Source organism: Streptomyces noursei (assembly GCF_016917755.1).
In the GTDB taxonomy this organism is placed as follows: domain Bacteria; phylum Actinomycetota; class Actinomycetes; order Streptomycetales; family Streptomycetaceae; genus Streptomyces; species Streptomyces yunnanensis.
On sequence record NZ_CP070326.1, the window covers coordinates 8,266,591 to 8,279,034 of the forward strand.

Sequence of the window (12,444 nt, forward strand, 5' to 3'; positions counted from 1 at the left end):
ACGGAGAATCGGTGGAGGCCCGGCTGGAGAAACTCCGGGATTCCCGGGTGGTGGTGACGGGCGGCGCCGGTCTGGTGGGCAGTCGGCTGGTCCGGCTGTTACGCCGGGCGGAGGCCGAGGTGACGATGCTGGACCGGCTGGACGCCTATCCGGACGCGGTGCACTCCTCGCTGTTCGGCGTCGACAGCCTCGGGGCGAAGTTGGTGGTCGGGGACGTCTGCGACCGCGAAGTGGTGCGCCGGGTGCTGGCCGGGGCCGACTATGTGGTGCACGCCGCGGCCTATGCCGATGTGGCCGCCTGCACCCGTCGGCCCGATATCGCGTTCCACGCGAACGTCCAGGGCACCCAGGTGGTGCTGGAGGAGGTCGCGGCGTCCGAGGTGCGGCGGCTGGTGCTGGTGTCGTCGGCGGCGGTGTACGGGAACGGCGATCCGTCCATACGGGGGCCGCAGGTCTTCCGCGAGGATCAGCGGCTGCTGCCGGTGTCGGTGTACGCCAACTCCAAGCTCTGGGCGGAGCACCAGGCCCGACTGCTGCTGAGTGGTCCGGACACCCCCGAGTACGCGGTGCTGCGGTACTTCTCCGTCTACGGCGATCCGCAGGTTCCCAAGCCCGGCAGCCACTCCTGGATGGTCGCCTGGCTGTCCATGCAGGCCCGGCTGGGCCGCCCGATGCGGCTCAACGGGGGCGGGGTCCAGGTGCGGGACCTCGTCCACGTCGACGACGTGGCGGCGGCCACCGCACTGGCCCTGGTGGAGGACGGGATGGCCGGGGCGACCGTCAACGTCGGTACGGGCGTGCCGACTTCGGTCCGCGAGGTCGGCGAACTGATCGCGCCGCACTTCCCGCGGGCGCACTTCGTCACCACTCCCCTGCCCGAGGGCGACCCGCTGGGCGGGTACGCGGCCACCGAGCACTGCCGTGAACTGCTGCGCTGGCGGCCGCGGATCGACGTCCGGGCGGGCGTGGAGCGGTATGTGCGCTGGCTGTCCGCCACCCCGCACGCGGTGCCGAAGTGGCTGGCCGCCGAGGCCGCCGCATGACAATCTGCCCCCGTATATGCGGATAAGGCACGATGAAAGGTGACACTCAGGTGAGTTATGTCGGCTCGTACTTGTGGGAGCTGCGGCAGAAGGTGGGCAGCCGGCCGCTGCTCGTGCCCGGCGCCCAGGTCCTGCTGCTGGACGCGGCCGGTCGGGGGCTGTTCCAGCAGCGCGCGGACACCGGCGTCTGGGAGCTGCCGGCCGGGGCGTGCGAGGAGGGCGACGACTTCGTCGGGACGGCCCGGCGGGAACTGGCGGAGGAGACCGGGCTGCACGTCGAGCGGGACGATCTGGAGGCGTTCGGCACGCTGTCCGACCCCGCGGTCCACACCCTGACCTATCCCAACGGCGACGTCACCCACTGCTTCGCGCTGTGTTTCGTCGCCCGCCGATGGTCCGGGGAGCTCTCCCCCGGACCGGACGAGGTGACCCGGGCCGGTTTCCGGGCTCTCGGGGATCCGCCGCGGCCGTTGCACCCACCCACCGCTGTGGTCCTGGAGATGTTCCGGGAGTTCAGCTCGACCGGAAGGTTCCAGGCCCGATGAACGCACCGACGAGGGCGTCCGGAGCGGAGGACGACACGGCGGCGCCGCTCGGCGGCCCGGCGGGACAGGCCGTGGTGCCCTGTCGGGCCTGCCTGTCCGGGGAGGACCTGGACTGGCTGGGCGGCCGGTCGGTCAGCCTGGCACTGGACCTGACGACCTCGGTCGCGGTGCGGCCGCCGAGCGCCCGGCCGCCCGCCGACGCGGCGCCGGACGGCGACGCCGGCGCCTGGGCGGGCGAGGTGTGGACGTTCCTGCGTCGGCGGCTGCCCGGCCTCGGCCCCCGTCCACCGGCCGTGACCGCGCGCAGCGAGGCACCGGCGGCCAGCGGGCTGTCGTCGTCGACGGCACTGATCGTGGCGCTGTTCCGGGCGTTCACCGAGGCCGCGGTGCCGGTGGCCGGGGACACCGGGGGCTGGTCGGTGCCCGCGCGGACGTTGGCGCAGTGGGCGTACGAGTTCGAGTTCGCGATCTTCAACGGCGGTGGTATGGACCACCTCGCGGTCATCGCCGGCGGGCTGTTGCTGCTCGACGGACGGACCACCGGGCTGCCGCAGATCGCGCAGCGAGCCGACTTCCCCGACGAGTGGGCGGTGGTCGTGCTCGACTCGGCGACCCGGAAGGACACCAGCGACCACATCCGCTCGGTCCGCGCGCAGCTCGCCGCCGGGGACGCCCGGCTCGCCGCGTACCGCGAGCGGACCGACGCCGCCTCGGCCGCGGTGTGGGAGGCCGTGCGGGGCCGTGACCTGTCCGCCCTCGGCGTCGCGATGAGCCGGGCGCACCGGGCGATGCGGGACCTCCAGGGCATGTCCACGCCGCTGTTGGAGGAGCTGCGGTCACTGGCCCTGCGCGCCGCCGACCTGCCGCTGAAGCTCAGCGGGGCCGGCGGTGGCGGGGCGCTGGTCGGTGTCTGTCCGGCGGCCGACCAGGCGGAGGTGGTGGCGCGGCTGCGGCGGGCGCTCGGCCCGGCGCACCCCCGGACGCGGGTGATCCCGGCCCGGGCCGCGGCGGGCCTCGCGCCGGAGATCGCCGCGGCGCCGGCCCCGTAGCCGGGGCTGCCCTGCCCCGCCGCTAGATGAACGGGTCGTAGTCCGTGCCGGGTTCCGGTGCGGCCAGCGTTCCCGCCGCCGTTCCGGTCCCGATCCGGTCGAGTTCGAGGTTGGAGCGGTGGCGGGCGCAGTGGAAGCGGCAGTCCCGGCTGGGGTCGACGATGCCGCGGTCCGAGGTCCGCCAGATCTCGGGGAGGCGCTCGGTCACCGCGTCCCCGATCCGGGCCCCGGCGTTACCCCGGTGGTAGGAGCAGACGTAGACGCCGGACGGGGTCACCAGGGTCCGCAGCTCGGCGACCCGGCAGCGGTGGTAGTCCTTGTCCTGGACGGGCCCGACCCGGTTGCGCAGCGACGTCAGGGTCGAGGAGTTGACGATCTCGAAGGCGTCGCCGGTCAAGACGGCGGCCTTGGCGAGCTGCTCCTCCACGGAGGCGAGGACCTCGTCCGGCACCTGGATGACGTGGTGTCCGTCGTCGAACATCGCCTTGGTCTCGAAGTAGTCGCAGCCGATGTCGTGGGCGAGTTCGGCCGCCTCCAGGACCTCGTGGTGGTTGCTGACGACGGTGCCGTCCGGCTCCTGGCGGCTCATCACGAGGAACGAGTAGCCCAGGGCGCCGCGCTTGGCCTCGGCCAGCAGCCGCATGTTGGCGATGACCTTGTCGAAGACGCTGCGGCCCTTGCGGTCGGGGCGGAAGCGCCGATAGGTCTCGCTGGTCCCGGCGTCGATGGACACCCGTACCCAGGAGGCGTAGGCGGCGAGTTCGGCCAGGTTCTGTTTGATCAGGGTGCCGTTGGTGACCACACCGATGGCGATGCCGGCCTCGCCCAGGACGCGTAGGACCTGGCGGGTGCCCCGGTGGGCGAGCGGTTCCCCGCCGCCTATCAGGACCACCGCCCGGACCTTCATCTCCACGAGTTCGCCGGCCAGTTCGGCGAGCCGTTCGGGGGTGAAGCGTCCTTGGTTGAGCAGCTTCCCGCTGATGCATTCGGGGCACGCCAGGTCGCAGAAGGTCGTCGGGTCCAGGTCCACGACCAGCGGGCCGCTGGAGCGGGTCCCGGTGGCGGCTTCGAGGATCCGCGGCCAACCGGCCGGCTGGTACAGCTTGGACACCAGGTCGAGACGGTCGAACGTCACGTGTTCTCCTGCATTGTCGGAGGTTCCGTATACCGACGGACGTCGGTCCGCCGGTCGAGTGCGTGCGACATGGCTCTGGGGCGGCGTGCCCGGCGGGGCGGTCGTGCCGGGCGGCCGGGGCGCCCGGCGGCTCAGCGGCGGCCGGCCTGCGCGGGAGCGGCGTCCCGTCTTCGGCGGCTCACCCTTTGACCGCGCCGGTGGCCAGGCCCGCGCCGATCCGCCGCTGGACGAGGGCGAAGAAGACCGCGACGGGCAGCGCGGTGAGGGTGGCGCCGGCCATCAGTCCGCCGTAGTCGGTGCCGAAGCTGGTCTGGAAGGACAGCAGCCAGATGCTGAGGGTCTGCTTGTCGTTGCTGGAGAGCAGGACGTAGGCGAGGACGTACTCGTTCCACGCCTGGACCAGGGCGTAGATGGAGGTCGCCACCAGGCCCGGGGCGAGCAGCGGGAGGACGACCCGGCGGAAGGCTCCCAGGCGGGTGCAGCCGTCGGTCATCGCGGCCTCCTCCAGCTCCACCGGGACGGCGGCGATGAAGCCGCGCAGCAGCCAGACCGTGAACGGCAGCATGAAGACGAGGTAGGTGAGGATGACACCGGGCAGGCTGTCGGTCAGTCCGGCGTCGCTCAGCAGCAGGTAGACGGGGATGATCAGGCCGGCCAGCGGGATCATCTGAACGCCGAGGATGATCAGGACCAGGGCCTTGCGCCCGGCGAACGAGAAGCGGGCGAGGGCGAAGGCCGCGAGGGTGCCGATCAACAGGGAGACCAGCACGGTGCCGACGCCGATCAGGACGCTGGAGCGGACGTTGGCCCAGAAGGTCGGGGTGCTCAGGGCGCGGCGGAAGTGTTCCAGCGTCAGGTGGTCGGGCCAGAAGTGCGGCGGATCGGCGTGGATCTCGGTGGCCGGGCGGAACGCGGTGAGCAGCATCCAGTAGAGCGGGAAGGCCATCAGCGCGCTGAGGGCGAGGCCGAGGGCGTTCGCCGTCGCGCGCCGTCGTCGGCGGCCGGGGGCGTTGCCGGTACGGGGGGCTGTGTTCACTCGGCCGCTCCCAGGTGGACGAGCTGACGCACGTAGACGACCGCGCCGCCCAGCAGCATCAGGACGGTGAGGACGGCGATGGCCGCGCCGGCGCTGTAGCGGTTGACGGCGAAGGACTCGATGAACGAGTAGACGCCGAGCAGGTAGTAGTCCTTCTCCGGTTGGCCGCCGCGCATCAGCCAGATCTGGTTGAACACCCCGAAGTCCCAGATGGCGCACAGCGAGGTGACCAGGACGGCGGACGGTTTGATCACCGGCCAGGTGACGTGCCGGAACAGCTGGCCGGGGCGCGCGCCGTCGACCAGTGCCGCCTCCTCCAGTTCGGCCGGCACCTGGCTGAGCGCGGCCTGCAGGGTCAGTGCGGCGAACGGGACGGCGCCCCAGACCACCACGCCGGTGATGACGGCGAAGCCCTGCCAGGGGTTCTCGAACCAGTTGTGCTTGCTGAAGTCGAGCCCCGGCAGCAGGCCGAGGAGCCAGTTGACGACGCCGTAATCGGCGTCCGAGAGCCAGCGGAAGATGGAGGCGGCGACCATGACCGGCATGGCCCAGACGGCGACCAGGACGCCGGTCATGACCGTCCGCACCCATCGTGAGACCCGTCGCATCAGCAGCGCCACCAGGAGCGACAGCACCATCGTGGCCGCGACGCAGGCGACGGTGAACAGGGCGGTGCGGCCGACGACGGTCCAGAAGAAGCCGTCGGAGAGGATCGAGCGGTAGTGGGCCAGCCCGGCCCACGGCGGCGTGGCCCCGGAGAACAGTTCGCGCCGGGTCATGTCCTGGAAGGACAGCATCACCAGGTCGACGAGCGGGTAGCCGAGGACCGCGGCGAGGGCGAGCACGGTCGGCGCGATCAGCAGATACGGCAGCGCCCGGCGCCGGATGGTGCGCCGCGGGCGGGGTGCCCGGGCCGGTCGCGGCGGCCGGACGGCGCGGGGCGGTCCGGGCAGTTCCACGCTCCCCACCGCCGTCAGTTCTCGTTGATCACGGCGTCGATGCGGCGGTCCGCGGCCCGCGCGGCGTCCGGCACCGACTGTTTCCCGGTCGCGATGTCCTGGAGCATCTCCTGGAGGACGTTGGACTTCTCGACGGCTCCCCAGCCGGGGGCCAGTGGGGTCACCCAGCCGCGGGTGGCGGCCTGTGCGGCGGGGCCGTTGACGCTGTCGGCGGCCACTTCCTTGAGCTGGGCGGTGTTGTTGGGCAGGGTGTCGGCGGCTATCAGGCGGCGCTGGGAGGTGCGGTCGGTGAACAGCCGGATCCAGTCCTGGGCCAGGTCCTGGTTCTCGGACTTGGCGGGGACGGCCAGGGTGGAGCCGCCCAGGAACGACGGCATCATCTTGCCGGAAGGGCCGGGGAAGGCGAATGTGCCGAACTTCCCGCGCAGCGCCGGGTCACCGCCCGACCTGCTGTCGGTCGCGGCCTTGGCCTCCCAGGTGTTGCCGTAGAACATGCCGACCTTGCCCTGGCCGACGACCGCCGGTTCGTCGCCGTTGTCCTTGGAACGGTCGCCGGTGTAATAGGAGTCGAGGAGGTCCTTCCAGGTGGTGAGTCCGGCGACGGAATGGGCGGAGGAGAGCGCGCCGTGCCAGCGGCCGTCTTTTCCGCGCGCCGCTATCTCGCCGCCGGCGTCCTTGACGAAGGCCATCGCCGCGTACCAGTAGCGGCCGGGCATGTAGAAGGCCGAGAAATTCTTGTCGGTGGCGCCGAACTTCGCCTTGAGTTTGTCGAGATCGGCACGGAGTTCGATATAGCTGCGCGGTGCCCGGGTCACGCCGACCTGGGCGAGCAGATCGGTGCGGTAGATTCCCACCCGGGCGCCGACGTAATACGGGACGCAGTAGGTCTTGCCGTCGTTCCGGCAGGCATCGCGCAGTGCCGGTAGCCATTCCGCGGAGTGGTCGAATTTCGCCGGATCGACGGCGGCGAAGGCCCCGTTGACGATGTAATTGGTGGTCTCGCTGTTGCCCATTTCGATCACGTCGGGGACTTTGCGACCGGCCAGTGCGGCGTCGATCTTCTGGTTCTTCGTGGTCCACTGCTGGTACTGCACGGTGACCTTGACCTTGGGATAGGTCTTCCGGAAGCGGTCGTTGACCTCGTTCACCAGATCCGGCCAGCTCTCCTGGGCGTCCACGGTCAGCCAGACCGTGAGCTCCCCCGTGCGGTCCGCGGCGGCGACCGGTTTGCCGCCACCGCAGCCGGCCATCGCGCCCATCAGGACCATCGCTCCCAGGCCCGCCGCCAAACGGGAGATGCGCTCGGCCATGATCTCCTCCGTCGGGTTGTCGGAACCGGCTGTATCTACCCCCGGTATCCGATCTCTCACCTCGGGGAGGCTTTCCGGCCAGATAATCCGACGGCCGGAACTGTACGGCCGGGGAATCCGTGAACGGGCGCCCGGCAGGCCGGACCGCATTCCGATCTTGAGTTCACCGGAGCAAAGGCATCGCTGTTTTGACGCAAAAGGCGCGCTGCCTCAATGATCGGCTCTTGACGGTGCCGCCCCTGCTGCCTCAGTTTTGCTCGGGTGTCTCCCACGTCCCCTATCGAAGGGTTTGCACGTGACTGAGTACGGCACGCCGGCCGCAGATCCGGCCACCCGCCCGGTGAAGGTCAACTCCTGGAACGGCTGGGATCCCCTGCGGCACGTCGTCGTCGGACGCGCCGACAACACGGTGGTGCAGGCCCCCGAGCCCGCGATCCGGCGGGACTTCCCCGACGACGGTTTCCCGCTGGGCACCTACGGCCCGATGCCGGCCGAGATGACCGCGGAGGCCAACGAACAGCTCGACAACTTCGCCGAGTTGCTGCGGCGCCGCGGCATCCGTGTCGATCGCCCGGCCCCCGTGGACTTCAACCAGCAGGTCAGCACGCCGGACTGGACCCAGGAGACCATGTCCGGCTGTATGCCACCGCGCGATCTGCTGCTGACCGTCGGCAACGAGATCCTCGAAGCCACCATGTCGTACCGCAGCCGCTGGTTCGAGTACCTCTGCTACCGGCCGCTCCTCCAGGGGATCTTCAAGGCCGACCCGCACATGCGCTGGGAGGCGGCTCCCAAGCCCCGGCTGACCGACGCCTCCTACAATCCGGGGTTCTGGGACACCTACAACACCCTGCCCACGGACGTGCAGTTGGCGCGGGTGCGGGACTACGACCTGGTGCTGACCGAGGAGGAGCCGCTGTTCGACGCGGCGGACATCGCCCGGTTCGGCAAGGACCTCTTCGTCCAGCTGTCGTTCGTCACCAACCGCAGCGGCTACCAGTGGCTGAAACGGCACTTCCCCGACCACCGGGTGCACGCGGTCACCTCCACCAACACCCATCCGCTGCACATCGACGCCACCTGGGTGCCGCTGCGGCCCGGACTGGTGCTGCACTGCGGTGAGCGGCTGGCGGACGCCGAGCTGATGGAGTTCTTCCGGCGCAACGACTGGGAGATCGTCGAGGCGGTGCAGCCGGCGAGTTGGGACCATCCGCCCAAGCTGTCGTACTGCAGCCCGTGGCTGGCCGGCAACATGCTCAACCTCGGCCCCGACACCCTGTGCATCGAGGAGAAGGAAGTCGCGCTCGCCGACCAGCTGTCCGGCTACGGCTTCGAGATCGTGCCGGTGCCGTTCCGCGCGGTGGGGCCGTTCGGCGGCGGGCTGCACTGCGCCACCTTCGACATCGAACGGGACGGGCAGCTGGAGGACTACTTCCCGCACCGCTACGGACGGTACTGAGGCCGGTGTCGGCCCAGTCCCCGCCCCGCCAGGGCGCCGTCCGGGGCGTGATCCTCGACTTCTACGGCACGCTGGTCCGGCTGGTCGAGCCGCTGCCGCCCAGCCACCGGTCGTTCTTCCTGCGCCGGGGGCTGGTCGAGGCCGCCGACAAATGGGGCGACCAGTGGGCTGTCGGCCCCCGGGACGGCGAGGAGCACACCGCGCACTCCACCAGCGAACGGGCGTACCACGCCTGGGAGTTGGACCGACTGCGACGGCGGGCACTGGCCTGCGGCGTCCCCGGGGCGGCGGCCGGCCCGCTGGCCGCCGACCTCGACCGGGCGATGAAGGACCTGCGACTGGCCCTGTTCGACGACGTCCCGGCTGCGCTGGCCGGGCTGCGCGCCCGGGGCCTGACGGTGGCCGTCTGCTCCAACTGGTTCTGGGACCTGGACCGCGCCATCGAGGGCGTCGGGATCGCCGAGCTGGTCGACATCGCGGTCACCTCGGCCCGCGCCGGCGCCCGCAAACCGCACCCCCTCATCTACCGGACGGTGCTGGACCAGTGCGGACTCCGCCCCGAACAGGCCGTGTTCGTGGGCGACATGTGGGAGTCGGACGTGGCGGGACCGCTGGCGTACGGGATGCGGGCGGTGCACCTGTGGCGCCCGGACCGGGTGGTGGCGGGCGCGGCCCCGTCGCTTCCGGACGGGGCCGCGCGCATCGCCTCGCTGACCGCGCTCAGCGCTCTGGTGTAGTCGGCCCCGGGCCGGCGAGCCGGTCCAGGACGTTGCGGGTCACCCGCACGACGCCGGCGTCCAGTTCCCGGCCGCAGATCACCGGCCAGTCGGTGGTCCCGGCCGTGAACACCGTGCCGCCGGCGGTGTAGAGCCCCATGGTGGCGGCGCGCGGACCGGTGATCGCCGGTTCGCGCGCCGGGCAGTTCCAATGCCCCCATTTCAGGTGGTGGAAGTCGTCGTGCACCGGATCGAGGAGGTAGATCCCCAAGATGAGGAAGGACTCGGGCGTGCCGTCCACCCCGGTGGCGTGCGCCACGCCGTTCGCGTCCCGGGCGAAGGCCGCGCCATCGCACTCGTAGCCGATCAGCGGCGTCCCGGCACCCAGGGCATCGGCCGGCCCGCCCTCGGAACCGTCCCGCAGCCCGGTGCCCTCGTACACCCAGTGGTCCGCGTGCTGCACCCGGTAGCCGTCGCGCGGCCGGTCGCCGGGCCAGTCGCCCGGCCACATCCCGCCGTTGCGGAAGCTGACGCCGGTCAGGGTGTTCTCCGGCTCGCCGACGCCGTCCGGCGGGGCCGGCCACCACTGGTCGGTCGCCGGGAGGTGCGGATACTCCTCGCCGACGTGGTGGTCGGTGTCGGAGACGAACGCGCTGTTCCCGTCCACCGGATGGACCCGCCACCAGCAGGTGTTGGCGCTCAGGAACGCCACGTTCCCGCCGTCCCGGACGAACTGCGCGACGTGGTCGCGCATCGCCGCGCTCCAGTACTCGTCGTGCCCGACGCTGAGCAGCAGCCGGTAGGGGGCCAGCAGCCCCGGTTCCTCGTGCAGGTCGAGGTCGGTGCAGTACTCGACGGGGTAGCCGCTGCGCTCCAGCCAGGCGATGAACGGCGCGTCCCAGTAGGCAAGATCGATGACCCCGCCGGGTCGGTGCAGGCTGAGGCGGTGGCCGCGCGGCCCGTCCGGACCGGCCTGCCGGTGGACGGGGTGGTCGTAGAGACTGGCGGCCCGCTGGACGTCCGCCCGGTCGGCGCGGTTGTACGCGTGCCGGGTGTACGTCGATTTCTTGTAGAGGATCCGGGCCCCGGTCGCACCGGCCCGGCGGGGCCGGACGACGAAGAACTCCCGCTCGAAACCCTCGATGTCGGATTCGCCGAGCAAGGGCACGCGCCGGGCCTGCGGCTCCGTCCCCGCGACGAAATGGGCGAGGTAGATTCCCGGTGGCCAGTCCTCGGGAACGGTGTGGTGATACGGCGGCCAATTCCAGTCCACGGCGGGCGAGGCGTGCTCCGGGACGCCGTCCGGGTGGGGCGGCGGAGCGGCCGACACACCCGGATAGGGCCCGGCCTCCGCCATGAAGGAAAGTTCCCTCCCCAAGCGATAGAAACGGACGCGAAATTCCTCGGCGTCCGTCGACACATGAAATCCGAGACGTCGACCGACTGTCACGCTCTCACGTTCCATATATCCCTCGATCATCCGCGTCATGCTAGGAGCGCGGACACAGCACCGACAACAGCCCTTCCAGCCAACGGAGATCGATCGAAATGGACAAGGAATTCCGGGTACGCGAACTCATGCTGGGCATCGAAGGACTGGCCCTGCTGCGCCATGCGATGGACGCCGACGAGAATTTCCTGAAGGCCCGGATCGAGGAAGTCCGCGCCCTCACGACGGGTCCGGGCGCGGCGCTTCCGGACGGCGGGACGGCGGTCGGCGAACTGGACGCGGCGGCCGGCTACGCCTCCTGGGCCGCCCGCTACGACTCGCTGCCCAGCTCGTACATCGAAGTCGAGGAGCCGGTGGTGCACGGGTTGCTGGACCGCGGCCCGGTGGGCACCGCGCTGGACGCGGCCTGCGGCACCGGCCGCCAGACCGCCGCACTGGCCGCCCGCGGCTATCGCACCATCGGCGTCGACCAGTCGCCCGAAATGCTGGCACACGCCCGCCGCAAGGTGCCCGACGCGGAATTCCGACGGGGCTGGTTGGAAGACCTCCCGCTCGACGACGGGAGCGTCGATCTCGCGGTCTGCTCCCTGGCCATGACGCACCTCCCGGACGTTTCGACGGGGATCGCGGAACTGGCCCGGGTGCTCCGCCCCGGCGGCCGGATCATCCTCTCCGACATTCACCCGTTCGTCATCTCTCTCCAGGGCCAGTGCGTCTTCGTGCACGACACGGACCGTCTGGCCTTCGTCCGCAATCACGTGCACCTACCCGGCCGCTATCTCGATGCTTTCCATGCCGCCGGACTGACCGTGCGGGAATGCCACGAGCCGACCTTCAACGGCCGGCTGGCGCCCGGGGGTTACGAGGAATCCATCGCGGATGCCGCCCGGGCCGCCTGGGAAGGAATTCCGCTGGTCATCGTCTGGGCCGCGGAGAAGCCCGCCGCAGATCCCCGGGAGGGTGCCGTATGACGCTCCAGTTCGTCCATCACACCCAACGGCCGGAATTGTGGGACCGGCTCACCGGAGAATTCGCCGGAGTGGTCCCGGAATACAACCTGCACGGTGATATCAACTCCGGTTTCTGGAACCGGCTGTTCAGCGACTTCCCGGACCACCAGTTCCTCCTGCACGACACCGCGACCGACACCGTCCTGGGCGCCGGCCGCACCCTCCCCCGCACCTGGGACGGCACCCCCGAGGGCCTCGGCACCGGCCTCGACGCCTCCATCGAGGCGGCCTTCCGCGACCACGACAACGGGGCGGCGCCGAACGCCCTGTGCGCCCTGGGCATCGAGATCTCCCCCGCCCACCAGGGCAAGGGGTACTCGGCCCGCCTCCTGGCGCACATGGCGGCCATGGCCCGCGCCGCCGGGCTCTCCCACGTGGTCGTCCCGGTCCGCCCCACCTGGAAGGACCGCTACCCGCTCGTCCCCATCGAGCGCTACGCGACCTGGACCCGCCCCGACGGCGCCCCGTTCGACCCCTGGATCCGCACGCAGGTGCGCCAGGGCGGCACCATCGCCGCGGCGGTGGCCGAGTCCTCCCGCATCACCGGCACCGTCGCCGAATGGGAGGCGTGGACCCGGATGTCCTTCCCCGACGACGGCCGCTATGTCTTCCCCGGCGGACTCGCCCTCCTCGACATCGACCACCACCACGACCGCGGCGCGTACTGGGAACCCTGCGTCTGGATCACCCACGACGTCCGCGACCACGGCCAGGCACCGACGTAGGGTGCTT

12 protein-coding genes are annotated in these 12,444 nt (G+C 71.1%); 7 read left to right on the forward strand and 5 right to left on the reverse strand.

What is annotated here, in order from left to right; all coding sequences use genetic code 11:
* Window positions 1–11: 11 nt before the first annotated feature.
* From JNO44_RS35825 to JNO44_RS35835, 3 genes are read left to right on the forward strand one after another with little or no spacing between them, the layout of a single operon-like run.
* The gene (locus tag JNO44_RS35825) at window positions 12–1,043 is read left to right on the forward strand and encodes an NAD-dependent epimerase/dehydratase family protein (protein WP_205368169.1); all 1,032 of its coding nucleotides are present in this window, start codon (window positions 12–14) and stop codon (window positions 1,041–1,043) included.
* Between the two features lie 50 nt (window positions 1,044–1,093).
* Window positions 1,094–1,588, forward strand: a complete 495-nt coding sequence (locus tag JNO44_RS35830; RefSeq protein ID WP_235095404.1) for an NUDIX domain-containing protein — start codon at window positions 1,094–1,096, stop codon at window positions 1,586–1,588.
* Window positions 1,585–2,637 carry a mevalonate kinase family protein gene (locus JNO44_RS35835; RefSeq protein WP_205368171.1) on the forward strand — a complete coding sequence of 351 codons (1,053 nt, stop codon included), beginning with the start codon at window positions 1,585–1,587 and terminating at the stop codon, window positions 2,635–2,637. The genes JNO44_RS35830 and JNO44_RS35835 overlap by 4 nt, the downstream gene beginning before the upstream one ends.
* 22 nt (window positions 2,638–2,659) lie before the next feature.
* On the opposite strand, the gene JNO44_RS35840 is transcribed toward JNO44_RS35835, so the two are convergent.
* The 4 genes from JNO44_RS35840 to JNO44_RS35855 form a co-directional block, all read right to left on the reverse strand.
* Window positions 2,660–3,772 (reverse strand): radical SAM protein, encoded by a 1,113-nt coding sequence (locus JNO44_RS35840; RefSeq protein ID WP_067343873.1) that lies wholly within the window; start codon window positions 3,770–3,772, stop codon window positions 2,660–2,662.
* Window positions 3,773–3,950: 178 nt separating this feature from the next.
* Window positions 3,951–4,808 carry a carbohydrate ABC transporter permease gene (locus JNO44_RS35845; protein WP_205368172.1) on the reverse strand — a complete coding sequence of 286 codons (858 nt, stop codon included), beginning with the start codon at window positions 4,806–4,808 and terminating at the stop codon, window positions 3,951–3,953.
* Window positions 4,805–5,776: a carbohydrate ABC transporter permease gene (locus JNO44_RS35850; protein WP_205368173.1), complete on the reverse strand. Its 972-nt coding sequence runs from the start codon at window positions 5,774–5,776 to the stop codon at window positions 4,805–4,807. The genes JNO44_RS35845 and JNO44_RS35850 overlap by 4 nt, the downstream gene beginning before the upstream one ends.
* A gap of 5 nt (window positions 5,777–5,781) precedes the next feature.
* Window positions 5,782–7,077: an extracellular solute-binding protein gene (locus JNO44_RS35855; RefSeq protein WP_205368175.1), complete on the reverse strand. Its 1,296-nt coding sequence runs from the start codon at window positions 7,075–7,077 to the stop codon at window positions 5,782–5,784.
* 295 nt (window positions 7,078–7,372) lie between these two features.
* On the opposite strand from JNO44_RS35855, the gene JNO44_RS35860 reads away from it, so the two are divergent.
* Together JNO44_RS35860 and JNO44_RS35865 are read left to right on the forward strand one after the other, a co-directional pair.
* On the forward strand, window positions 7,373–8,536 hold the full coding sequence (locus JNO44_RS35860; protein ID WP_205368178.1) for a serine/threonine protein kinase: 1,164 nt from the start codon (window positions 7,373–7,375) through the stop codon (window positions 8,534–8,536).
* A 5-nt stretch (window positions 8,537–8,541) separates the two neighbouring features.
* The gene (locus JNO44_RS35865; RefSeq protein WP_205368179.1) at window positions 8,542–9,273 is read left to right on the forward strand and encodes an HAD family hydrolase; all 732 of its coding nucleotides are present in this window, start codon (window positions 8,542–8,544) and stop codon (window positions 9,271–9,273) included.
* Here the strand turns inward: JNO44_RS35865 and JNO44_RS35870 are convergent.
* Window positions 9,257–10,741 carry a N,N-dimethylformamidase beta subunit family domain-containing protein gene (locus tag JNO44_RS35870; protein WP_420882714.1) on the reverse strand — a complete coding sequence of 495 codons (1,485 nt, stop codon included), beginning with the start codon at window positions 10,739–10,741 and terminating at the stop codon, window positions 9,257–9,259. The two genes, JNO44_RS35865 and JNO44_RS35870, sit on opposite strands and share 17 nt — an antisense overlap.
* A 59-nt stretch (window positions 10,742–10,800) precedes the next feature.
* Here JNO44_RS35870 and JNO44_RS35875 point away from each other — a divergent pair, with 59 nt between their 5' ends.
* Both JNO44_RS35875 and JNO44_RS35880 read left to right on the forward strand, forming a co-directional pair.
* On the forward strand, window positions 10,801–11,673 hold the full coding sequence (locus JNO44_RS35875) for a class I SAM-dependent methyltransferase (RefSeq protein WP_205368183.1): 873 nt from the start codon (window positions 10,801–10,803) through the stop codon (window positions 11,671–11,673).
* A complete protein-coding gene (locus JNO44_RS35880; protein WP_205368185.1) occupies window positions 11,670–12,437 on the forward strand; it encodes a GNAT family N-acetyltransferase in 768 nt (255 codons plus the stop codon). Before JNO44_RS35875 ends, JNO44_RS35880 begins: the two co-directional genes overlap by 4 nt.
* Window positions 12,438–12,444 lie beyond the last annotated feature (7 nt).

Bases quoted from the DNA above. Each gene is read 5' to 3' on its own strand.
- JNO44_RS35835 (WP_205368171.1), top strand. From the start codon at position 1,585: ATGAACGCACCGACGAGGGCGTCCGGAGCGGAGGACGACACGGCGGCG.
- JNO44_RS35855 (WP_205368175.1), bottom strand. From the start codon at position 7,077: ATGGCCGAGCGCATCTCCCGTTTGGCGGCGGGCCTGGGAGCGATGGTC.
- JNO44_RS35870 (WP_420882714.1), bottom strand. From the start codon at position 10,741: ATGACGCGGATGATCGAGGGATATATGGAACGTGAGAGCGTGACAGTC.
- JNO44_RS35875 (WP_205368183.1), top strand. From the start codon at position 10,801: ATGGACAAGGAATTCCGGGTACGCGAACTCATGCTGGGCATCGAAGGA.
- JNO44_RS35880 (WP_205368185.1), top strand. From the start codon at position 11,670: ATGACGCTCCAGTTCGTCCATCACACCCAACGGCCGGAATTGTGGGAC.